Origin of the sequence: Hwanghaeella sp. 1Z406, from assembly GCF_048892425.1 — a bacterium.
Lineage (GTDB): Bacteria > Pseudomonadota > Alphaproteobacteria > UBA8366 > Aestuariispiraceae > Pacificispira.
On record NZ_JBLZHU010000004.1, the window covers coordinates 1 to 21,197 of the forward strand.

At 53.0% G+C, this 21,197-nt stretch carries 17 protein-coding genes and 1 pseudogene; 8 read left to right on the forward strand and 10 right to left on the reverse strand.

Features of this window, described 5'->3' with window-relative positions:
• The 3 genes and pseudogenes from ACOSDR_RS09420 to hemP form a co-directional block, all read left to right on the forward strand.
• Positions 1–121 (forward strand): annotated as a pseudogene (locus ACOSDR_RS09420) (ISAs1 family transposase); the annotation flags it as partial.
• The gene (locus ACOSDR_RS09425) at positions 84–533 is read left to right on the forward strand and encodes a sensor histidine kinase (protein ID WP_420731280.1); all 450 of its coding nucleotides are present in this window, start codon (positions 84–86) and stop codon (positions 531–533) included. The pseudogene ACOSDR_RS09420 and the gene ACOSDR_RS09425, both read left to right, overlap by 38 nt.
• Positions 534–740: 207 nt before the next feature.
• Complete coding sequence (hemP, locus tag ACOSDR_RS09430; protein WP_420731067.1) at positions 741–923, forward strand: hemin uptake protein HemP; 183 nt, start codon at positions 741–743, stop codon at positions 921–923.
• 31 nt (positions 924–954) lie between these two features.
• Here hemP and ACOSDR_RS09435 read toward each other — a convergent pair whose 3' ends face one another.
• Positions 955–1,695, reverse strand: a complete 741-nt coding sequence (locus ACOSDR_RS09435) for a GntR family transcriptional regulator (RefSeq protein ID WP_420731068.1) — start codon at positions 1,693–1,695, stop codon at positions 955–957.
• Between the two features lie 130 nt (positions 1,696–1,825).
• On the opposite strand from ACOSDR_RS09435, the gene ACOSDR_RS09440 reads away from it, so the two are divergent.
• The 5 genes from ACOSDR_RS09440 (at position 1,826) to menC (ending at position 7,614) form a co-directional block, all read left to right on the forward strand.
• Positions 1,826–3,397 (forward strand): hypothetical protein, encoded by a 1,572-nt coding sequence (locus tag ACOSDR_RS09440; RefSeq protein ID WP_420731069.1) that lies wholly within the window; start codon positions 1,826–1,828, stop codon positions 3,395–3,397.
• Positions 3,398–3,509: 112 nt separating this feature from the next.
• Entirely contained in the window at positions 3,510–4,583 is a 1,074-nt protein-coding gene (dctP, locus tag ACOSDR_RS09445; protein ID WP_420722854.1) for a TRAP transporter substrate-binding protein DctP, read from the forward strand.
• Between the two features lie 6 nt (positions 4,584–4,589).
• On the forward strand, positions 4,590–5,144 hold the full coding sequence (locus tag ACOSDR_RS09450) for a TRAP transporter small permease (RefSeq protein WP_420731071.1): 555 nt from the start codon (positions 4,590–4,592) through the stop codon (positions 5,142–5,144).
• Positions 5,145–5,158: 14 nt separating this feature from the next.
• Positions 5,159–6,499 carry a TRAP transporter large permease gene (locus ACOSDR_RS09455; protein WP_420731072.1) on the forward strand — a complete coding sequence of 447 codons (1,341 nt, stop codon included), beginning with the start codon at positions 5,159–5,161 and terminating at the stop codon, positions 6,497–6,499.
• Positions 6,496–7,614, forward strand: coding sequence for an o-succinylbenzoate synthase (gene menC, locus ACOSDR_RS09460; RefSeq protein ID WP_420731073.1), 1,119 nt, complete (start codon positions 6,496–6,498; stop codon positions 7,612–7,614). Before ACOSDR_RS09455 ends, menC begins: the two co-directional genes overlap by 4 nt.
• A gap of 4 nt (positions 7,615–7,618) precedes the next feature.
• Here menC and ACOSDR_RS09465 read toward each other — a convergent pair whose 3' ends face one another.
• The 9 genes from ACOSDR_RS09465 to ACOSDR_RS09505 form a co-directional block, all read right to left on the reverse strand.
• Entirely contained in the window at positions 7,619–8,710 is a 1,092-nt protein-coding gene (locus ACOSDR_RS09465; RefSeq protein WP_420731074.1) for a DUF1513 domain-containing protein, read from the reverse strand.
• A 4-nt stretch (positions 8,711–8,714) separates the two neighbouring features.
• Entirely contained in the window at positions 8,715–9,818 is a 1,104-nt protein-coding gene (locus ACOSDR_RS09470) for an imelysin family protein (protein WP_420731075.1), read from the reverse strand.
• Positions 9,818–11,353: a di-heme oxidoredictase family protein gene (locus ACOSDR_RS09475; protein WP_420731076.1), complete on the reverse strand. Its 1,536-nt coding sequence runs from the start codon at positions 11,351–11,353 to the stop codon at positions 9,818–9,820. The genes ACOSDR_RS09470 and ACOSDR_RS09475 overlap by 1 nt, the downstream gene beginning before the upstream one ends.
• Positions 11,354–11,584: 231 nt before the next feature.
• Complete coding sequence (locus ACOSDR_RS09480) at positions 11,585–12,853, reverse strand: imelysin family protein (RefSeq protein WP_420722847.1); 1,269 nt, start codon at positions 12,851–12,853, stop codon at positions 11,585–11,587.
• 92 nt (positions 12,854–12,945) lie between these two features.
• Entirely contained in the window at positions 12,946–14,025 is a 1,080-nt protein-coding gene (locus ACOSDR_RS09485; protein ID WP_420731077.1) for a porin, read from the reverse strand.
• Between the two features lie 227 nt (positions 14,026–14,252).
• Positions 14,253–15,755, reverse strand: coding sequence for a DHA2 family efflux MFS transporter permease subunit (locus ACOSDR_RS09490; protein WP_420731078.1), 1,503 nt, complete (start codon positions 15,753–15,755; stop codon positions 14,253–14,255).
• Positions 15,752–16,960 (reverse strand): HlyD family secretion protein, encoded by a 1,209-nt coding sequence (locus tag ACOSDR_RS09495; RefSeq protein ID WP_420731079.1) that lies wholly within the window; start codon positions 16,958–16,960, stop codon positions 15,752–15,754. The genes ACOSDR_RS09490 and ACOSDR_RS09495 overlap by 4 nt, the downstream gene beginning before the upstream one ends.
• Positions 16,961–17,446: 486 nt before the next feature.
• Positions 17,447–19,813, reverse strand: coding sequence for a heavy metal translocating P-type ATPase (locus ACOSDR_RS09500; protein ID WP_074624822.1), 2,367 nt, complete (start codon positions 19,811–19,813; stop codon positions 17,447–17,449).
• A 42-nt stretch (positions 19,814–19,855) separates the two neighbouring features.
• Entirely contained in the window at positions 19,856–21,193 is a 1,338-nt protein-coding gene (locus ACOSDR_RS09505; protein ID WP_063093952.1) for an APC family permease, read from the reverse strand.
• Between the last annotated feature and the right edge of the window lie 4 nt (positions 21,194–21,197).

Sequence of the window (21,197 nt, forward strand, 5' to 3'; positions counted from 1 at the left end):
GCGCAAGCTCGCCCTCAACATCATCAAAGCCAATGACGACAAAGGCTCCATCAAGGGCAAAATCAAACGCGCCGGATGGGATGATGCCTTCCTCACAAAGCTCTTCGCTCATATGCGATAGCCCTGCGGTGTTGGGATGCCCGAATGAGTTAAATCAAGTGATCATCAATCTAATTGTTAACTCTGCTTATGCATTGTCAAAACAACCGGCTAAAGATCCTGATCATGAAGCCTGTGCACAGGAAGATAGAATCAGAATTGCCGCGGCTTTGGACGGCAGCGAAATTGTAGTTACCGTGCACGATAACGGTCCCGGCATTGCAAAAGAGATTGCACAGCGCATTTTTGACCCCTTTTTCACAACCAAGGCTGTTGGGGACGGTTCTGGACAGGGCTTGACGATCAGCCAACGCATTATCACGAATACATTTCATGGTTCACTTCAGTTGGACGACACGGTAACTGAAGGGACACGCTTCCGTATTATTCTTCCAGTCGCGCAAAATGATGCTGACTATAGGGACCTTAACTAGCCCCAGCCAACATCTAGACCTTCTGCTTTTTGCGTTACTATTGGCCCGCCAAACCAAGCCTCTAAAACACTTTCATATTCAGTATCCTGACTGTGCTTGACATCAATCCGATTAACCATCTACAAATCACTTAAACAATGTTGCGAATAACTATCATTCGCGTTTATGAGTAAAGTTTGTAAAGAGCGAGGCGACTACAAGAAAATTATGGAAAAAGAAGACCCTATGTTCATCAAGTCTATCACACACAAAACATCCTCGGACTCTGATCCTCTGATCGTCACAAGCACCGCCCTGCTGCAGAACAGGAATGAAGTGGTGATAGAACATCGCGGGGAGCAATATCGTCTGCGCAGAACCCGCCAGGACAAGCTGATCCTAACAAAATAATCCGGCTTACAATTTAAGATTTCCACTAAAATTACGTATCACCAACACGCCGTACCAAGGCAATTCCGGGCAGGCTGGGGCTAAGGCGCGCATTTTGCAGCGCTTCAAAATTAACCCGCTTGTTGCGTCCACTGCGATAGGCATGTTCCCGAATCAACGAAGCCGCACGTGTCCCCTGACGGTTTATGATCGCGTCCAGAATCTGGTGATGATCTTCTTCCGCAGCGCGGACCTGAAGCAAGCCTTTTTCAGGTTGGGCACTGTTAAAGACGATGGCCCTGGGCCCCGCCAAGGGGACACGACATATATTCCGTATCGCAGGAAACAACGCCTTATTAGATGCGGCTTCCAGAATACCGTCATGAAATGCCGCGTTCAAATCAATCCAGCGTGTTCGCGCGGCGACATCCGTCAGCCCCTGATCTGACAGGGCAGAGGCTTCTGCCAAAATCTTGCGCATCTGACGCTCCTGCGGGGCGGGCAGGCCACGCTCGGCTGCTTGCCGTGCCGCCAGGGCTTCCAACTCACCGCGCACCTCAATTGCGTCCGCAACTTCATCGACCGTGAACAAACGAACCCGAAAGCCGCGATTGGGCATCCGAGTTAACAAACCTTCCTGTTCCAGTGCCCCCATGGCCAGCCGCGCCAATGTGCGCGACACCATCAAGCCATCGGCAACCGCAACCTCGCGCAAGGCCTCCCCCGGTTCATAGACCCCGGAAAGGACTGTCTCTCTGAGACTTTGGGTTACTTGATCCAACTGCGTCGCCATACATCCCCCTCATCTAATTCTGCATGCAATACAATCAGTCATAGTGAAAATACGCCGAATTCCTGCTTGAAATCCACTGATATTGCATGCAACTTTACCACAACAAACATTTTTAGGGAGTACGCGTCCAATGCCAGACAGTCTCGACCCCCGGTCCCGGCCTGTTCAAAAGCCCCATTTCGATACGCCGCCGCTGCAATCCAGCCGGCCGCCGCGCTGTCCTCCCTTTGTGGAAATCACCAAGTCTGATCAATTGCTACCCTATTTGGAGCATGTCGCACAACGGCCCTATAACCATGGCCTGAATGCGTGCTGGGACCTCAAAGAGGGCGAGCGTGTGATGCTGCGTGTCGACAATTGGCACAGCGAGCTGACGATTGAGGCCTGCAAAAAGATCCTTGAGAAATACAAGGTCAAGTATGAGATCAAATACATCGACCGCGGCCCGATCCCGCAATGGGTCGGCGCGGATGAAGTCGATTACTACCTGTTCCGCACCAAAGAACTCGCTGAGTGGATGGACATGTGGGAAGAGGAAGAGAAGAACCAGAAATACGATAAAATCCTGATGGGCTATGGCGGTCCGGTATTGGCCGAACGCTTCATCAAGATTCAGCGCATGCCCTTCATCACGCCGGAAATCCTGGCCTCCCCGGCCCATGCCATGCCTATTGAAGTCATCAACGCCATGGACAAATGGACCTGGGACCGGATTCGCAATGCCAAACGGGCGCGGATCACCGATCCCGAAGGCACCGATATGTCCTTTACCAATCACGATGAATATTGGGACGCCAATCGCGAATTCTACAATCCAGAACTGACCGCGCGGACCTGGACCGGGAATGAGCATTTCGGCAAGACCTACCTGCCGGGCCACATTACCGGACGCCCCTGGATGTTCCACCCGTTCAAAGAAGACGGCTGTGGCATCATTGCTGGCACCACCAACCATATCGCGCCCTGTGACTGGACCCAGTTGGTCGTGGAAAACTCCAAAATCACACAGATCAATGAAGGCGGTGAATTTGGCCGCAAACTGCGCGATGTTATGGAGCAGACCAAGGATATCCAATATCCGACCTTCCCGGACAAGGGCATCATGCATTGGTGGGAAGCATCGATTGGCACGAACCCGCATATCCATCGCCCGCGCAAGGACTTCCCGTCAGGCTTTGTGAATTGCCTGTATGAGCGGGTACGCTCCGGCGTCATCCATATGGGCTTTGGCACCATCATCTCATCCATGGCAGAGCGCGAAGCCGCCCGTATGGGTCATCTGGTGGGCCATTGGCATATCCATCTGTACTTCCCGACCTATACTTGCGAAATGGACGGGGATAACGAGAATATCATTGAAAACGGTCGCCTTCAGGCACTCGACGACCCGGAAATCCGCAAGATCTGCTCGAAATATGGCGATCCGGAACTGTGGATGGATGAAAGCTGGAACCCCGCTGTCCCCGGCATCAATATGGATGGGGATTACTGGGACCATTATGCCAAAGATCCGCTTCACTGGGTGAAGACGGAATTGGAAGTTTGCCGCAACTATCATCCGATGTTCATGAAGATGGTTGGCGCGGACGACAAATATTGCCACGGTGCCGGGGCCGATTGGTGGAAGGGCGGATGCTGTGATCACAGCGGCGTCTCTGCACCCGTCCTACCCGGAAACTGCTGTGGACATGACCACGACTGAACACAGCAAGGGGGCATCCCGCCCCTGGAGTTATCAGGGGCATGGGGCCCCCAATAAATGAGGGGCAAAAGCCTCCGAAGACAAAATTTATGAAACCCTGATGGGAGGAAGAATGATGAGTCGTATTACAAAACTGGCTGCCGTTACGCTGGCGGCCGCGACATTGGTTGCCAGCGCAAGCCTGGCTCAGGCGCAAACCCGTGTTTTGCGTTATGCAGATTTTGGCCCTGACCGCGGCAGCCGCGCCGAAGTCATTAAATGGATGGATTCCGAAATGCGCGCCCGCAGTGACGGTGCATTGGGCCTGGACATCACCTGGGGCGGCACGCTGCTGGGCGCGAAGAATGCCATCGATGGCGTCGGCAATGGCGTGTCTGATCTTGCTTCCGTCGTTCCGGTTTACGAGCCCGGAAAGCTGACCGCGTGGCGCGTGTCGGATGTTCGCCAGATCGCTGATGAATATGTCGGCATGATGGCAACCTATGAGCTTATGACCCAGAATGAAGCGGCAATTAAGAACTTTGCCGATCAGGGCGTGCACTACGTATCCAACTTCACCACCGGCCCGACCCAGCTTTTAAGCCGCGAGCAGATCACGAACCTGGACGAGCTTAAAGGGAAGAAGATCCGGGCGACCGGCAGTTTTGGTAAAGCTTTTGAGGCAGAAGGCGCGGCGGCTGTATCGATGAGCCAGCCCGACGTTTACCAGGCGCTTTCAACTGGCACTATCGACGGCACCGCCAGCTACGCCTATGTCATCAATTCATACAAACAGTATGAAGTCGCCACCCATCTGACGACAATCGATATGGGTCAGAATCTCGGTTGGGGCATCGTGATGAACAGCCGTGTCTGGTCCAGCCTGACGCCAGAACAGCAAACGATGATGGCAGAGCTGGGTCATGATGCAACGCTGTATATGGCGCAGAAAATGTACGAAGACCGCACGCAAATCCTGGATAAACTGCGAGCTGGTGTTGACGGCATTACAATTGTCGAACATGACGGTGATCCGGCAATGAAAAAAGCCCTGATCGAAGCTGCTGAATCGGCTGGCATGGAATGGATGGGCGGTGCCCGGGATCAGGGTCTTCCTGCTGACGATCTGTTGGCGGCCTTTGATGCAGCCGTTGCTAAATACCACAAAGAAATGGAAGTACAGGGCTATCCCTGGGCTAAGAAGTAACCCACGATGAGCGGGACCCATGATGGCATGCCGGCCCTGCCGCCAGGCAGCAAGCTCGGCATCCTAGATCGTCTCCTTGATCGGGCAGAGCGCGTGCTCTCCTCCATCGCCAGCATCATCTTGCTGGCGATGGGGGTCCTGATCAGTGTCAGCGTTGCTGCACGCGAACAGATCAACGTGACCATACCGGATGATATCCTGATGGTTGGGTTGGCCATGGTGGCTGTTGTCGCCTTGCCGATGGCACATGTGCAACGCGACAAGGGTCAGATTGCAGTCACAGTGATCACAGACCGAATGCCACAAAGAGTTGGCGAGATCGGCCGTTTGCTGGGGAATCTGCTTGGCTGTCTGCTGTTTGGCGCTATTGCCCTGTTGGTCATGGACTCCATCCCCAAAGCATTTGTCGAAAATCACTATTACGACGGGCAGCTATCAATCCCCGTTTGGCCGACAAAGGTGATTTTCGGGATCGGCATGGGATTGTTCTCAATCCGGTTGGGCCTGTGCATGGTCGGTGACCTGGTGACAATGAAAAATCGGCCCAAGGCCGACCATTAGAGGCATTTCGAAATATGGACCCACATCTGATAGGATACGGCGGTTTCGCGGTTGTCCTCGTCCTTCTTGCATTTCGTGTTCCCATCGCCATTGCCCTTGGCAGTGTCGCGACATGTGGCATGCTGCTGGCCTATGCCTGGACGCCCTGGTTGCCCTTCTCCCTGTCCGCCGCCATACCACCGGTCAGTTCCCTGTTGGGCTCAACGCCCCTGGATTTTATTAACTCCTATGCACTCTCGACTGTTCCCTTATTCATTTTCGTTGGTCATCTGGCGTTCCAGGCCGGCTTTACCACCGACATATATGCCGCTGCCCGTGTATGGCTGGCGCGTATGCCGGGCGGGTTGGCGATCGCATCGATCATTGGCTGTGGCGGATTCAGTGCCATCAGTGGTTCGTCCGTCGCCTGTGCTGCGGCCATGGGGCGGGTTGCTGTTCCAGAAATGCTGGACAGTAACTATTCCCGCGCATTAGCGACAGGATCCGTCGCCATTGGCGGCACGCTGGGATCGCTGATCCCGCCATCCATTCTGTTCATTATCTTTGGCGTCTTTGCAGAACAGTCCATTGCAAAGCTGTTTGTTGCCGCTGCCATCCCAGGCCTTATCTCGCTGATCGGTTACGTTGTGATCGTTATCATCTGGGTTAAACTGCGCCCGCAAGATGCCCCCCAGCCCAACCTTACAAATGCGCGTGAAGCGCGGGGTCAAGCCCTGGCGAAATGTTGGCCGATCCTGCTGTTATTCGCCGTCATCATTGGTGGGATTTATCTGGGTGCGTTCACACCGACTGAGGCCGCTGGCGTCGGTGCCATCGCAACGCTGATTCTGGGCATCGTTTTGCGCCGTCTGGATATTGCCAAGATCAAAGAAGCCCTGCGCGAGGCGGTCAGTCAGTCCGGCCAGTTATTTGCCATCGCCATCGCTGGCAAACTGTTTGTCAACTTCATCGCCCTGACCAATGTCGCAGCGCAGTTAACCGGCTGGATCGGGTCTGCGGAACTGTCTGTCTTCCTGGTCATGGGGTTGATCGTGCTGTTGTATTTGGTGTTGGGCATGATGCTTGACCCGTTGGGCATCATCCTGCTCACCTTACCCCTGACCCTGCCAGTGGTGGAATCCTATGGGCTGGACCTGATCTGGTATGGCGTCATTGTTGTGAAACTGCTGGAAATGGGACTGGTAACGCCGCCTATTGGACTGAACGTCTTTGTCATAAAATCGATTGTTGGCGACAAGATCCCGCTGGAGCGTATATTCGCCGGGGTCAGTTTCTTCCTGATCTCTGATGTGATTGTGATGGGTCTGCTGTTGGCCTTCCCGATCCTGTCGCTGTATCTGCCCAGCCTGTTATGAGCGGCCAGCAGGATACCGGGTTGAGGGTTGACGCCGTTGAGGTCTGGACACTTACCCTGGACCGGCTGACGCCATTTTCCAGTGCGAATGAAACCATCCAGCGCGAAACGCACCCGATTGTGGCAATTCGTGCGGGCGGCCTGACAGGTTGGGGGGAAGCCCCCGCTCCCCAGGCCCCGCTATATTTGCCGGAAAGTGTTGCCACCGTTCTGGATGCCCTGAAGAACCATCTGGCACCAAGGCTGTTGGGCAAAATATTAACAGAACCAGATGATGCCGCTGTCGCAATGGGTCCGGTTCGCGGCAATCTGTTTGCAAAACATGCCCTAGAAACCGCCGCACTGGACCTGATCTGCCAAAAGCAACAGATCAGCCTGGCGCGCCTGCTGGATGCGACGACAGCCCATGTCGCCGCCGGGGCAACCTTTGGCCTGCCAAAGCATCCGGAAGACCTGTTCGATCAGATTGATGAAGCACTGGATCTGGGCCATACGCGCATTAAGGTGAAAATCGCGCCGGGACGGGATGCCACCGTGCTGAAGGCCCTGCGCGACAGATATCCCGGTATCGCGCTGACCGCCGATGGCAACAGCGCCTATAGTATCCAGGACGCCGCCGATTTGATTGCGCTGGATCGCTTTGACCTGACACTGTTGGAACAACCCCTGGCCTGGGATGATTTCGTCGATCACGCCGCCTTGCAGGCCCAGATGAAAACCCCGCTGGCCCTGGACGAGAGTTTGCAGTCAGACAGTGATCTGGCAACCGCGATCACGCTGAAATCCTGCCGTGCCATTGTCTTGAAACCCGCCCATGTCGGTGGCCCCTGGCAGGCAAAGAAGATGCATGATCGTGCACACCGCGCGGGCCTGCCCGTCATGATTGGGGGCATGCATGATTTCTGTATCGCACGCGCGGCAAATCTGGCCGTAGCCGCCCTGCCAGGGTGTATCGTGCCGGGCGATGTTGGTGGCACGGATCGATACTATGGAACTGATCTGGTGGATCCGCCGCTACGCATGGCGGCAACCGGCATGCCCGTTCCCGGCCGCCTGAACGTCAATGAAAGCGAAATTCGCAGAATTGCTGAGTTTCAGTTCAAATCGACGCTATAGACAATCACGCCAATTCAGCCGGAATCGGAACCAGATGATTGTCATAGGCAATACCATCGATACTGCTGAGAATCTGTTGATCATTTGAAATTTGTCCAATCCCATCGGTGACCACAAAGGTCTGACCATCGGGGGCGGCGCCACAGACATCAGGACGCATCAATGTGTCCTGAAGGGCCTGTGTCCGGGCGTCCCAGATTCCAACAATCCCGCCTCTGGGGCTGGTGGCAATTACGCGGCGCCTGTCACCGCTGGCAACGATTGCGCCAGTATAGTAATTCATGGCGTGAACCAGTGAGGCTTGCATTTCAACCGGGCGCATCTCTGCCCCCCCCTGATGGACCCCCAATAATCCGGGGCATTCTGACAAAGACCCTTCATACTGCCCGGCTACCCAAACCGTTCCGGGTGTCACTTCTGTAAGATGGCGAATGGATAACTTCTCATAACTGCGGGGCAGGCGTACCGTTTGCAGGATTTCCCCGTCCGATGCCCGCAGATAGGTCAGGCACGGGTCCATCTGTGCCAGATTCAATTTTTCGCGGGGATAATCCGGATGGGTAGCTATGCCGCCATTGGCGACGGCAATCGTTTCACCATCAGATAATAGGATTGCCTGATGACACCCAACACCACCGCCATCAAACTCTCCGACGCGCGCATATCCCTGTGTGGCGTCATAGATACCCAAAACGCTGCGCGCTTTATCGAAATCATTTTCGGCTGCAAATAACAGCTTTCCATCCGCGGAATAAAAGCCATGACCATAATAGAGGCGGTCGTCGCGGGCAGCGATGTGATGGGTGACCGTCCGCCGCCGCACATCAAAGACCAGGATAAAATGCCCCGGTCGACGCGCAAATAACACCGCCGACCGGCCATCAGATGACATCGCCCCATCATGGGCCCGCGCCTTTAAGGGAACACGATACAGCATGTCCCCCCGATCATTGATCAAGGCGGCGGCAAAGCCACCTGTGGCATCACGCATGGATGTCAGGAACAGGCTATGCTGCCCCGCAAGAGCATCACGCGCAGCCGCAGGGGCAGCCAACGCTGTCAGAAGAGCAAGTGCGTGTCGTCTGGACAGGTGCATGGCCTCAATCTCCATCCATCGCATTGAACCCGGCAATCAGACCCAGGGCCGCAGGAACATCGCCAGTCAGCAACGTGATCGCCCCGGTCAGGGGAAGGCTGGCATAGGTCAATCGATCATAATCCTCTTGCGTGCTTAAATGCCCTTCGAAGGTTCGGTCCGCCGACACTTCAGTTTGGTTCAAGGCATCGCGTGCCATGCCCAATTCCAGCGCCAATTGCTCCGTCAGATATTGCCGATCCGCCGGCAAGGCATTTTCCAGCGACCAACTGTCGACCAGATCCGCAATCCCTTCCACATTGCTGATCATCGACAGCAGGGTCAGGTCAGACCGCCAGAATGGGGCCAGCTTTGGCTTTGCCGTATCAACAGAGTCCTGCAAGGGCGGCATCAGTTTCGTGTCACGCAGGATTTGCAATTGCTCTCGCGCAGCGCGTAGAAATTCCTGCATCGCTTCACCGGTTGATTTATACCGCACATCTTCCGGACCGGCTGATTTCATCAGGTCGCCGTAGCCGCCGGGCGCGCTCCACCCATCATACAGCGCATTCGAGATATGCAGGACGGATTGCGCCATAGTCGCGCCATACCGACACCGGAATGCTCCTTCCGGGGTGGCCTGAGCCTCATACCCGGTTCCGAACAAGACGAAATCCAGGGCCAATAGACCCTGCACGGCGACACTTTTCTGTTGCAGCGTTTCCAGACTGGTTGCGCTTTCATCCTTTTCCAGAAGAAGGGATTGTACCTGTTGAAGACCGCGCCCACGCGGGTCGGGCCAGAACAACAGTCGCTCAAACCGGTTATCATCACGCGCTGGACCGAAACGAAATGCTTCAATACGAGAGAATGTTTTGACCACATCAGCAAAACTGTTCTGGACATCCGCCAACGCCTCTTCGCTGGGAGCCGAACACAGCCGCGCATAGGCGTCGTTTTGAGACTCCGCTGCACCTTTAAACTGCCCATAGGCGGGGATCACGAACTGATCCACGGCCAAGGCGACCGACTTCTTCAAGGCATCCGTTGGAACCGGCGCCTGTGTATCGGCCTGGGCAAAACCACAGAAGGCAAAGGTTGTCAGTAAAACACACGCAAACTTTCGCATCACAGGCTCTCCAAAAACTGTATCAGGGCATTTCGGTCTTCAAGGCTTAGCTCCACAACCTTATCACGGGCGGCCTGCGCCTCACCCCCATGCCATAAGATGGCTTCCAACAGGTTGCGGGCTCTACCATCATGCAGGAAGAATGTATGACCGCTAACGACCTCTGTCAGTCCAATACCCCACAGAGGGGGCGTACGCCATTCCTGACCTTGAGCGTCTCCGACCGGGCGGTGATCGGACAGACCTTCGCCCATATCGTGCAACAACAGATCCGTATAAGGCCAGATCAACTGAAATCGGTGTTCCGGTTGATCCGCATTCCGACTGGTCACATATTTCGGCGTATGACAGGCGACACAACCGCTTTCATAGAAGACCTTCTTACCGCGCAGGACCGTTGGATCTGCCACATCGCGCCGGGCAGGAACCGCCAGATTGCGGGAATAATGTTCGACCAGATCCAGGATCGGATCAGGGGCTTCCGTATCGCCCAAATTGACTTGAACACCCGTCGCCATTTGACGACAGGCTCTTTGAGCTTCGGTGCAATCGCCCCAGTGGTTGGGAACCATGGGCGTGGAAATACCGATATCCCCGGCGAAGGCGTCTGCTGCCTGTGCCTTCAGGGAAGCCTTGGACGCCTTCCAGCCAAACCGACCCAGCGCGATACCATCTGCGACCGGATCCCAAACCATGCTGGGCCGCCCAGAGATCCCATCCCCATTAAGATCATCCGGGTCCGCCTGGGACAGGATATCAGCGGGGGCGATAGCTTCCAGCAGACCCAGTCCGATCATGGGCGGAGCGACACGCGGTGATAGCATGACGTCTGGATCCATCGGACCATAGGCCAGATCCTTCACACTGTAGGTTGGAGCACGCAAGGAAACGACCTGCCCGCCATTCAGTGTTACAGGGCGCTCTTCATAAGTGACGACCATCTGGCCTTCGGCATCCAGGCCTGGCACGGCGAAGTCCTGAAACTGCCCGCCATAGGTTGGTTCCGGTATGCGCAACATTTTCTTGCTGGCAAGGGCCTGTCGTTCCGCCTCGGTCCGGGCCGGAACAGACAGGCGCAAAAACATGGTTGAAGCATCCGTATCACTGATGTCAGGGGGGTGACCACGCCCGTCCTTCAGATGACAGCGCTGGCAGGACCGCGCATTATAGATCGGGCCCAAACCATCCGACGCATTGGTTGAAGAAGGGCTGGATACCCAGATTTTCCGAAACAAGCCATTGCCAAGGTTAAACTGCTCCTGACCTGCAAAATCCAGATTTTCAGAGAAATGAGAAAACGCATTCCGGCCCGTATCAGATTGCAGGGTCCCCGCCCCGCCGGACATGTTTTCATACTTTTCTGCATCGGAGAAAATTTCCGTCGCCCGGGTGACTGCCGATACACGCGCCTGATCTTTGGCAGTCAGATCATTTCGCAAGATTGGCGCAGCGTCTTGCGCAGATGTTGGGGCACAAAAACCAAGAGAAAACAGAACAAACCCAACGGAAGCGGACAGAATGCGACTTCCTTTCATACTGGTAACCATCTCACGGCGTCTTTCTTATCAAAACGATTGGGACCCTAGAGCATCATGCGCTCGCATGAGCTCACACATGTTGCACTTACCACTTTCTTTTCAGCAAATACGTCGTCGGAAACAAGTCCGCTTGCGAAAGCTTTCTTCGAACGCGGTGTTAAACAAAACGAACCGGCTGATCGGACAATACGCCCAATCAGCCGGCTGTTACTTGCATGCTAACAGGGCTTACTGGAATACAGCGTTCGGATTGTCCAAGCTGTCGGACCCTTCGAAACTGGCCTGGCCCAGATTCAATTCGGCGACAGCCCGTTCAATGGGGCGTGTCTGGGCGACCAGACCGTCGACCACCGCTTGAATGATCGCATTGCCGGATTCATTCCCTTCCCCAATCATCTGATCATAGGCTTCGCCAGACTGTGCCCGCTGGCGCATCTGTTCCATTGCCGAAACGGTGGCGTCCAGCTTGGCGCGTAACTCCTTATCCACGGCTGGAGATTTTTCCGCCACCAGGTCAGAGATTGACGGCCCGGAGACCATAGACCCATCAATCCGTTCATACTGCCCCAGATAGACGTTCCGAATACCCATCTGATCATAATAATGGGAATTGTAAGTATTGTCTGAGAAGCAATCATGCTCTTCTTCCGGGTCGTGCAGCAACAGGCCCAGCTTGATGCGCTCGCCCGCCAATTCACCATAGGACAGCGATCCCATTCCGGTCAGAATAGCCAGGAGGCCCGCATCAGGATTTTCAAGCAGCGCGGCGCGTGCGGCTCCTCCCTCTTCCCAATTGCCGACCATCTCCTGCAGATCGGCGATCAACAAGGTTGATGCCGCCTTCAGATATTCAGCACGACGGTCACAATGACCATTGGTGCAGTTCTGGGTGTCATAATCGCTGGCCGGGCGGTTACCGGCACCAGGGCCCGTTCCATTCAAATCCTGACCCCACAACAGAAATTCGATTGCGTGATAACCGGTTGCGACATTCGCTTCAACGCCACCCGCTTCCTGCAGCGTTTCTGACAACAGCTCAGGCGTAATATTGGTGGCATCCACATTCTGACCGGCAATTTTCAGTTTTGGATTTGCAATCACATTAACTGTGTAGAGAGGATTCTGATCCGATTCCATGCCGTAGGACGGATCGACATAGTCAATCAACCCTTCATCCAATGGCCAGGCATTCACCCGCCCTTCCCAATCATCAACAATCGCATTCCCGAACCGGAAAGCTTCCGTTTGTTGATAAGGCACGCGCGCATCCAACCAGGCTTCACGGGCAGCCGACAGGGTTTCTGCCGTCGGATTGGCGATCAAACCATCAATCGCAGTATCCAGCTTCTTGGCGGTGATCAGCGAATCTTCATAACCCGCATGGGCAATATTCGCATAATTATTCAATATCCCAACAGGCTCTGCTGCATTTACAGAAACCACCGGGGCGGCCAGGACCATGGCACCAAAGGCGATGGCTCTTCCAAATTTCGACATGCTACTCTCCCATACAGTCGTTACGCATGATAATGATAGTCATTCTCATTCATCAGTCTGACGATGTCAAACCGCTGCGACAAAAAAACCACCTAGAACGAGACGGCGCTTCCAATCAGCACAACCGTCCCTTCATTTTCATTCGCGGCACCGCCAGCACCATTGCTGCTGTCGGCATGGACAACATCGCTGTAAACGAGCAGCCCTTCGGCAACTTGCGCATCAATTGAGATGTTGTAGACGGTCATTTCGTCTTTTGTGCCGTCCGTATTGGTGTTTTCGCCATAAGCATAGCCAACCGCAAATCGACCCAGGCCATAATCATAGCCGACGCCGAACTGATAATTGCTGCCAGCATCCGCCAGAGTGCCCTTTTGAACCCCCGAAGAACCATTATCGCCATAGCCAGCGCCGATCTCCACCGGACCGAAACCAACTTTTACCCCGGCGCGCCAGGCGTTGATTTTCTCCAGGTCTTGATTGATGACGCCCTGATCCGCATCCGCATGGCGATAGCCCAATGAGCCCAGGATTGAAACATCCTGCAGATCAACGCCATAGGTCACTGAGGTTTCCAGGACATTATAGGCGGCCCCATCATCGGTCTGCTGTGTTTGCCCTTCCACGCCATTTTGCGGGGTAAACGAAATGCCCCCTTCGAATCCTCCAAAATTTGGCGTGTAATAGGCGATCTTGTTCGCATCGTCGCTGCTTTCCGACGTGCCTAGAAAGGCGGCATCGCCAATCTGGGTATAGTAATCACCGAATTCACCATCAAATCCTTCACTGTGGGCCTGAACATCATGTCCGCCCGTTGCCATGTTATCGACGACATCGTCATCCGATCCCAGATGAATGCGCCCCCAATCCCCGAAGAATTTCAAGTACATCTCGTCAAAGGCACCGGTGTTTCCTGTGGCAAAACCCCATTGGATATTGGCCCCATAATGCAAACCGGTATCGGTGACCGCATCAACATCCCAAACCAATTCTGACTGGTCAGAAACCGCAGAAATGCTCGCCCCTACGCCAGGGGCTTCTTGGTCCGCATCCGCGAATGCAAACTGATAATCCAACATGCCGGAAAAGGTAACCACCACGTCACCGGCATGGGCGGCAGCCGGAATAAATCCCGCCAGAACGGTGCCAGCCAACAACCATGATCTTTTCATTTTTTCATCCATTTCATACAGAGTGGGTTTTGTGGTTTGGCTGGCGAAAAGACAATAAATCTCTATCCTCGGAATCGAGGCCGATACGCTCTTCGTTGGCTGATGTGCCACCCCCAAGTGAGCCAGAATGTCGGCATTTACCATGCAGACATCTTTATAAACCCAACTATTGATCAGGCGTTATCTCTTGTCAACAAAAATGCGAATGATTATTAATTGCAGTGTTTTTACTGCTTGCGTTTGGGTCTGATTAGAAAAAGCATAGGGATCGCCGCCAAGGTAATCCACATCATGAAAATAAAGTTATTCAGATAACCAATCGTTGTTGCCTGCCGGGTCACCTCTCCATTCAAGGCGGCAAGTCCTGACGTGGTGTGCCAATCCCAGGATTGCGGTAATAAAGGCTGATGCATCATTTCTCGGAACGGGTTCATCAACTCACCAATATTGGCATGATTGATCTGGGTGTTCTGGGCCAACAGCGTGACGACCACCGAAATTCCGATACTGCTGCCAATATTGCGCATCAAACTGAACATCGCCGTACCTTCATTTCGGTATTTCGCGTTCAGGGTGGAAAAAGCAACCGTGCTTAACGGCACGAAGATAAAGCCCAGACCAAAGCCCTGGATGATCCCGGTCCAAATCAGGGTAGCCATTGGGATATCGACCGTAAATGTGGACATTTCATAAAGCGAGACGGATATCAAACATATACCCAACAAAATCAGGGCACGGGCATCTATACGCCCGTTCAACCGACCGACGATAATCATCGCCACCATTGTCCCGATACCACGCGGAGCAAGAATGTACCCCGTGGTCAAAACTGGATACCCCATCAACGATTGCAAAAAGGGCGGTAACAGCGCCAGCGTCGCCAACAGGATAATCCCAACCATAAAGATGACAACCAGGCCTGCAGCGAAATTGCGATCCTTAAATAATCCGGGCTCGATAAAGGGGTTCTTTGCCGTAAACATCTGAACCAGGAACATGTAAAAACACAGGGCAGCAATGACAGTTTCGACAATGATTTCCGTCGATGAGAACCAATCCTGAGACTCACCGCGGTCTAGCATCATCTGCAATGCACCGATGGCGAGGCTTAATAGAGCAAAACCAAATATATCGAAACGACGGTCAAGATTCCGTACCGTTTCCGGAACGACTGTCAGGATACCCGCCAGGGCCAGCATCCCAAAGGGAAGGTTGATGTAAAACACCCAACGCCAATTGTAATATTCCGTCAGATAGCCCCCCAGGGTCGGCCCTAGAATTGGCCCGACCATCACGCCGACTCCCCAAAGAGCCATCGCGGACCCATGCTTTTCCTTGGGATAGCTGTCCAGCAGGACCGCCTGTGACAAGGGAACCAATCCCGCGCCAAATATTCCCTGCAGCAGGCGAAAAACGACAATCTGTTCCAGCGAGGTTGCCGCGCCACACAGCATGGACGCAATGGTGAACCCTGTCACCATAGTCGCAAACAGACGCTTGCGTCCAAACCGCGCAGCAAGGAATCCGGTTGGCGGTGTCATGATCGCCGCAGCCACGATATAGGATGTCAGCACCCAGGAAATCTGATCCTGCGTCGCTGAAAGACTGCCTTGCATATGGGGTAAGGCAACATTGGCGATTGTCGTATCCAGGGCCTGCATGATCGTCGCCAACATAATCGACGCGGTGATCAACCCCAGATGGGCAGGTTTGCCCTCCGTCGACGTCATTTGGGCTGCTCTGTTTCCGCTGCAGTCGCCTGAGGCAACGCCCCCAGCCAGGACAGGGTGGAATGCACAAAATCGGGCATTTCGCGCTGATAACCGGTATCAACTTCCACCGAAACGCTCATCCCCGACCGCAAGGCAAGGTCCGCCTGCTCATTTTTCAGGGAAATACGCAATGGGATGCGCTGGACAACCTTGACCCAGTTTCCCGTCGCATTCTGAGGGGGAATTACTGAAAATTCAGAGCCTGTCGCTTGGCTGACACTGGTGACGAAACCCTGTAGGTCCTGATCTGGAAATGTATCAACCGTGATAACCACCGGCTGACCCGGCCTGATATGGGTCAGGTCTGTTTCCTTAAAATTCGCCTCAATCCAGACACCGTTGCTGGCAATCAAACTCATTACCGGGCTGCTGAAGGCGCCATTGCCAACAACCTGCTGGCCCACTTCCGGTGTATTGCTGACCACCCCGGCGAAGGGCGCACGCACAACGGTCCGCTCTATATTCAGTCTGGCGCGTTCCAGATCCGCCATCGCTTGCTGGTAGGGGGGGTAATCCTCAATCTGGATATCAATCGATCCCCCCAGAGAGGCCAGTATCTGCTGCGCCTCTTGCTGAATGATCTGATTCTCCTGGCGCGCCACGGTCAGATCATGACTTACAGAATCAAACTTACTAGACGAGATTGTCTTGCTGGCAACCAACGGCTTTTGCCGATCATATTCACTTTTGGCATAGTTAATATTGGCACGAGCCAGCGCTAGTTCAGATCGCTTTTCCTGATAGCTGGCCTTCAAACTGGCAAATTCGTTACGAAGCATCGACAGTTTAGCCTGCGCCTCATTCAGCGCGATGCGATAGGAACGATCATCGATTTGGAACAGCACATCCCCGGCTGAAACGGCCTGGTTTTCCTTTACCATGACGTCAGAAATCAATCCGGACACTTCTGCGGCGATCATTACCTTATCGGCCTTGATATAGGCGTTTTCCGTACCGACAAACCGCCCGCCAGTGAAATAGGTATATCCCGCAACGGCGATTACGACCAACGGGCCCAGCACCAGAAGAAAAGTACGGATCCTGTTTCGCTTTCGCTGTTTTGGGATGTTGTCATTCCTTGGCCCCGCACCGGGCAGCGCGGCGCCATCCGGCACCATATCAGCAGAGGTTGAGTTAGAGGCGCTAGGTGCTTGATTTGACATTGTCTGTGCCTTCGGGTGAGGACTTGCGGTCGACATCACAAGCCTCGTTGTTTATATTACATTTAATATAGTTCGTTATTATTCAGATCTCTGATTTAAAAGAGTAAATACAAGTATATTATTATTTTTGTTCATACAAAAACTGTTCAGTCAAATTGTATAGGCGGTTAGAAGATAAATGCATCAACACTGACTCGATGAAAATAGATTGGCCAATTGATGATGATCGCATGTATGTAACCCTACAATGTAAATATACAGGATTGCATCTATCAGTGCGTATACCCGAAATTATCAAGGTGAAAATAGATTTCTGGCTACCAAGTGTAAAAAGCCGACAGATGAATTTTGGGAACGGATCAGAAGAGATTTAAAGTTCTGAGTGCTGGCTGGTATGTCATTTAAAATGGGCGAGGGGTGAACTGTCTTGTATTAAAGTCAGCCTTGTCTGGTTCACCCCTCGCCCAATCAGTCAATATTGGGATGCTAGTAACTTGCTCGACGTAACCTCAGTGCATTCGCAATGACTGATACCGAGGATAAGCTCATGGCTGCAGCTGCAAACATTGGTGAGATGAGAATGCCAAAGAACGGATAGAGCAGACCCGCAGCAACAGGCACACCGGCTGCGTTATAGACCATCGCAAAGAAGAGGTTTTGCCGGATATTGCGCATCGTTGCTTCCGAGAGTTCTCGGGCTCTAACAATCCCGCTCAAGTCACCTTTGACGAGGGTGAAACCAGCACTTTCAATTGCAACATCAGCGCCCGTACCCATCGCAATTCCGACATCAGCCTGAGCAAGAGCAGGGGCGTCGTTGACGCCATCACCTGCCATGGCTACCTGATGGCCTTCAGCCTTGAGTTCCATAATTAAATTGGCTTTGTCTTCTGGGGAGACATCGGCCCGAATCTCGTCAATGGAAAGTTTATTGCCAACGGATTTTGCTGTTCGTTGGTTGTCACCGGTTGCCATGACGATTCTGAAGCCTTGCTTCTTGAGCGCCTTTAAAGCCTCCAACGTCGTGTCCTTGATCGGATCGGCTACGGAAATGAGCCCGGCAATTCTTCCATCAATAACGACATGCATTACCGTCTCCCCCATATCTCGCCGATCATTTGCTGTTTTATCAACAGCAGAATGATCGATATTGAGAGTCTGAAGGAGTTTACTATTACCTAGGGCAACCGACTTGCCATCCACCTTTCCGGTGACGCCCTGACCGGTTACAGCTTCAAAGTCCTCTGCCTTATCAAGGGACAAGCCGCGCTCCTGAGCAGCACTAACAATGGCGTCAGCCAATGGATGTTCGGATCCTTTTTCGAGCGCCGCAGCGACAGAGAGAACTTCCTCCTCCTGATAGTCTGATTGAGCGATTACACCTGCTAGTTTCGGTTTACCCTCTGTCAAAGTCCCGGTTTTATCGACGATGAGCACATCGACCTTCGCTAATCGCTCCAGGGCCTCTGCATTTTTAATGAGCACACCAATTTGCGCACCACGACCGGTAGCGGTCATGATTGACATTGGTGTTGCCAAACCAAGAGCGCAAGGACACGCAATGATCAGAACAGCGACTGCTGCGACAAGCCCGTATGACAATGACGGATCTGGTCCCCAGATGGCCCAAGCGACGAAGGCAACTAAAGCAACCAGGATAACAGCAGGCACAAACTTGCCTGCAACCGTGTCTGCAACCTTTTGGATTGGCGCTTTGCTTCGCTGAGCATTAGAGACCATATCAACGATTTGGCTCAAGACAGTATCTTTGCCAACCCGTTTGGCTTGGATAATCAGGCTGCCATTCCCGTTGATTGTTGCTCCGGTTACATCATCATCTGGATTCTTTTCAATTGGAACGGGTTCACCCGAGATCATGGATTCATCAACTGACGATCGTCCTTCAACGACAACGCCATCGACAGGTATCTTGTCACCTGGACGAACTCTCAAGCTCATTCCGACGGTCACATCTTCAAGAGGAACTTCCCGTTCAGAACCATCATCTTCAATAATGCGGGCTGTTTTTGCAGCAAGACCCAATAACGCCTTGATTGCCGAACCGGTTCGTTCCCGAGCCCCCAATTCCAACAGTTGGCCAAGAAGCACAAGTACAACGATGACAGCTGCAGCTTCGAAGTACACACCGACATGTCCCTGTGCATCTCTGAATCCATCAGGAAAAATGTCAGGAGAAATCACTGCGACGACGCTAAATATATAAGCTGCGCTAACACCCATCCCGATCAATGTGAACATGTTGAGAGAACGGTTCACCACAGAATTCCATCCACGAACCATGAATGGGAAGCCAGACCACAGGACGACAGGCGTTCCAAGAATTAACTCAACCCAAAGAGTAACGCGTTCTCCAATCATTTCTCGGATGAAACCCAAACCAACAAAGGGCCCCATCGTTAGGACAATCAGCGGCACCGTAAGAGCTGCGCCTAACCAGAATCTCTTTTTGAAGTCTTGAATCTCGGGGTTTGGTTCCTCATTTTCTGTTGGTATATCCATCGGTTCCAGTGCCATTCCGCAGATCGGACAGGAACCAGGTTCGGATCGTATGATCTCCGGATGCATCGGGCAGGTGTAGCGGCGAGAAGCGGATGACGAAGCGCTGTTTGCAGCAGATGTCTCTTCCTTTGCGGATAATACGCTTTCAGGAGAGCTATCGAACTTGCTCTTACATTTCTGGGAACAGAAGTAATATGTCTCATCGCCGTACGGTGAGCGTGGTGTATCGGAATCCAGCGTGACCGACATGCTGCAAACAGGATCGGTTGCATGTTCTGCTTGATCCGACGTTCTGTGATTATGCTGGTGCTTTTTATGATGATGCTCAGACATGGTCTGCTTCCTGCTGTTATGCCTCAATGTCACTGCGGTTTATCAATGTCCTGAGTGATCGTGACTGTGCGCCTTGGCCGATTGGTTTATCCGGTTTGACAGGAACCAACGTTCAAAAATGAACACAGCAACAATCATCAAGGTTGCAATGAGAACAATGGATGGGTCGCTTTGCAATTTCATGCCGGCGAAAACGAGCAATACGATGATGTCAAAGACAATCGCTGTAATCATAACAAAGCCGCGTGCACCTATTTCCTGCCGTAGATACTTAAAACATCCCCAGTGGATGAGCACATCCATGACGAGATAGAAAAACACTCCAAGTGAAGCGATCCGGCTTAAATCAAAAAAGATTGTCAACAGCGCTGCCACGACAACCGTGTAAACAAGCGTGTGGTCTTTGATTGAACCGGACATTCCAAAATGACTGTGTGGGATCATCTCCATATCAGTCAGCATCGCGAGCATTCTTGAGACAGCAAACACGCTTGCAAGTAAACCGGAGGCCGTCGCAACGACTGCGAGCAGCACAGTCAGATAAAATCCGGTAGGGCCCAATGCAGGCGCTGCGGCTTCGGCAAGGGCATAGTCTTTGGCTTTTATCAGTTCATCCAAGCCAAGACTTGAGCCAACAGCGAGCGCCACGAGAATATATACGACAACGCAAATCAGGATTGAGAACGTGATCGCACGGCCAACATTCTTGTGAGGGTTCACGATTTCAGCGCCGCTATTCGTGATCGTAGTGAATCCTTTGAAGGCTAGAATTGAAAGAGCAATTGATGCTACAAAACCGGCTAGAGGAAAACTCGCGCCGTCAGTTGATGACGGCTCGAACGAATATCCACCAGCCCACAGAGCTGCAATTGCAAACAAAGCAATTCCACCGATCTTCAGTGTGGCCATGACCATTGAAAACACACCAACCGATTTGTTCCCAGCTCTGTTGACAGCGTATGCAAAAATGATCAGGCAGACACCCAAGACCGGTATAAGAACTTCAAGCTCTGTCAAGTCAAATGCGCGCAAGACATAGGTTCCGAATGTTCTTGCCACCAAACTCTCGTTGATAACCATCGAAAAGGCCATCAGTAATGCTGCGCCACCTGCTATGGCTCCTGACCCGTATGCTTTTTGAAGGATCATTCCGATCCCACCCGCGGACGGGAAAGCATTTGACATCTTTATATATGTATATGCGCTAAAAGCAGTGACAAGTGCGCCAAATAGGAACGACAACGGGAACCACTTTCCTGCAAGTTCGGCAATTTGTCCCGTTAAAGCAAAAATTCCTGCCCCGATCATAACACCGGTGCCCATGGATATCGCGCCAACGAGCGAGATACTGTTTTTCTTGTATTCTGATTGATGATCCATCCCT

Excerpts from the sequence above, each read along its gene's own strand:
- ACOSDR_RS09425 (WP_420731280.1), top strand. The coding sequence starts at position 84 with ATGCCTTCCTCACAAAGCTCTTCGCTCATATGCGATAGCCCTGCGGTG.
- hemP (WP_420731067.1), top strand. The coding sequence starts at position 741 with ATGGAAAAAGAAGACCCTATGTTCATCAAGTCTATCACACACAAAACA.
- ACOSDR_RS09435 (WP_420731068.1), bottom strand. The coding sequence starts at position 1,695 with ATGGCGACGCAGTTGGATCAAGTAACCCAAAGTCTCAGAGAGACAGTC.
- ACOSDR_RS09440 (WP_420731069.1), top strand. The coding sequence starts at position 1,826 with ATGCCAGACAGTCTCGACCCCCGGTCCCGGCCTGTTCAAAAGCCCCAT.
- dctP (WP_420722854.1), top strand. The coding sequence starts at position 3,510 with ATGATGAGTCGTATTACAAAACTGGCTGCCGTTACGCTGGCGGCCGCG.
- ACOSDR_RS09450 (WP_420731071.1), top strand. The coding sequence starts at position 4,590 with ATGAGCGGGACCCATGATGGCATGCCGGCCCTGCCGCCAGGCAGCAAG.
- ACOSDR_RS09455 (WP_420731072.1), top strand. The coding sequence starts at position 5,159 with ATGGACCCACATCTGATAGGATACGGCGGTTTCGCGGTTGTCCTCGTC.
- menC (WP_420731073.1), top strand. The coding sequence starts at position 6,496 with ATGAGCGGCCAGCAGGATACCGGGTTGAGGGTTGACGCCGTTGAGGTC.
- ACOSDR_RS09465 (WP_420731074.1), bottom strand. The coding sequence starts at position 8,710 with ATGCACCTGTCCAGACGACACGCACTTGCTCTTCTGACAGCGTTGGCT.
- ACOSDR_RS09470 (WP_420731075.1), bottom strand. The coding sequence starts at position 9,818 with ATGCGAAAGTTTGCGTGTGTTTTACTGACAACCTTTGCCTTCTGTGGT.
- ACOSDR_RS09475 (WP_420731076.1), bottom strand. The coding sequence starts at position 11,353 with ATGAAAGGAAGTCGCATTCTGTCCGCTTCCGTTGGGTTTGTTCTGTTT.
- ACOSDR_RS09480 (WP_420722847.1), bottom strand. The coding sequence starts at position 12,853 with ATGTCGAAATTTGGAAGAGCCATCGCCTTTGGTGCCATGGTCCTGGCC.
- ACOSDR_RS09485 (WP_420731077.1), bottom strand. The coding sequence starts at position 14,025 with ATGAAAAGATCATGGTTGTTGGCTGGCACCGTTCTGGCGGGATTTATT.
- ACOSDR_RS09490 (WP_420731078.1), bottom strand. The coding sequence starts at position 15,755 with ATGACGTCGACGGAGGGCAAACCTGCCCATCTGGGGTTGATCACCGCG.
- ACOSDR_RS09495 (WP_420731079.1), bottom strand. The coding sequence starts at position 16,960 with ATGTCAAATCAAGCACCTAGCGCCTCTAACTCAACCTCTGCTGATATG.
- ACOSDR_RS09500 (WP_074624822.1), bottom strand. The coding sequence starts at position 19,813 with ATGTCTGAGCATCATCATAAAAAGCACCAGCATAATCACAGAACGTCG.
- ACOSDR_RS09505 (WP_063093952.1), bottom strand. The coding sequence starts at position 21,193 with ATGGATCATCAATCAGAATACAAGAAAAACAGTATCTCGCTCGTTGGC.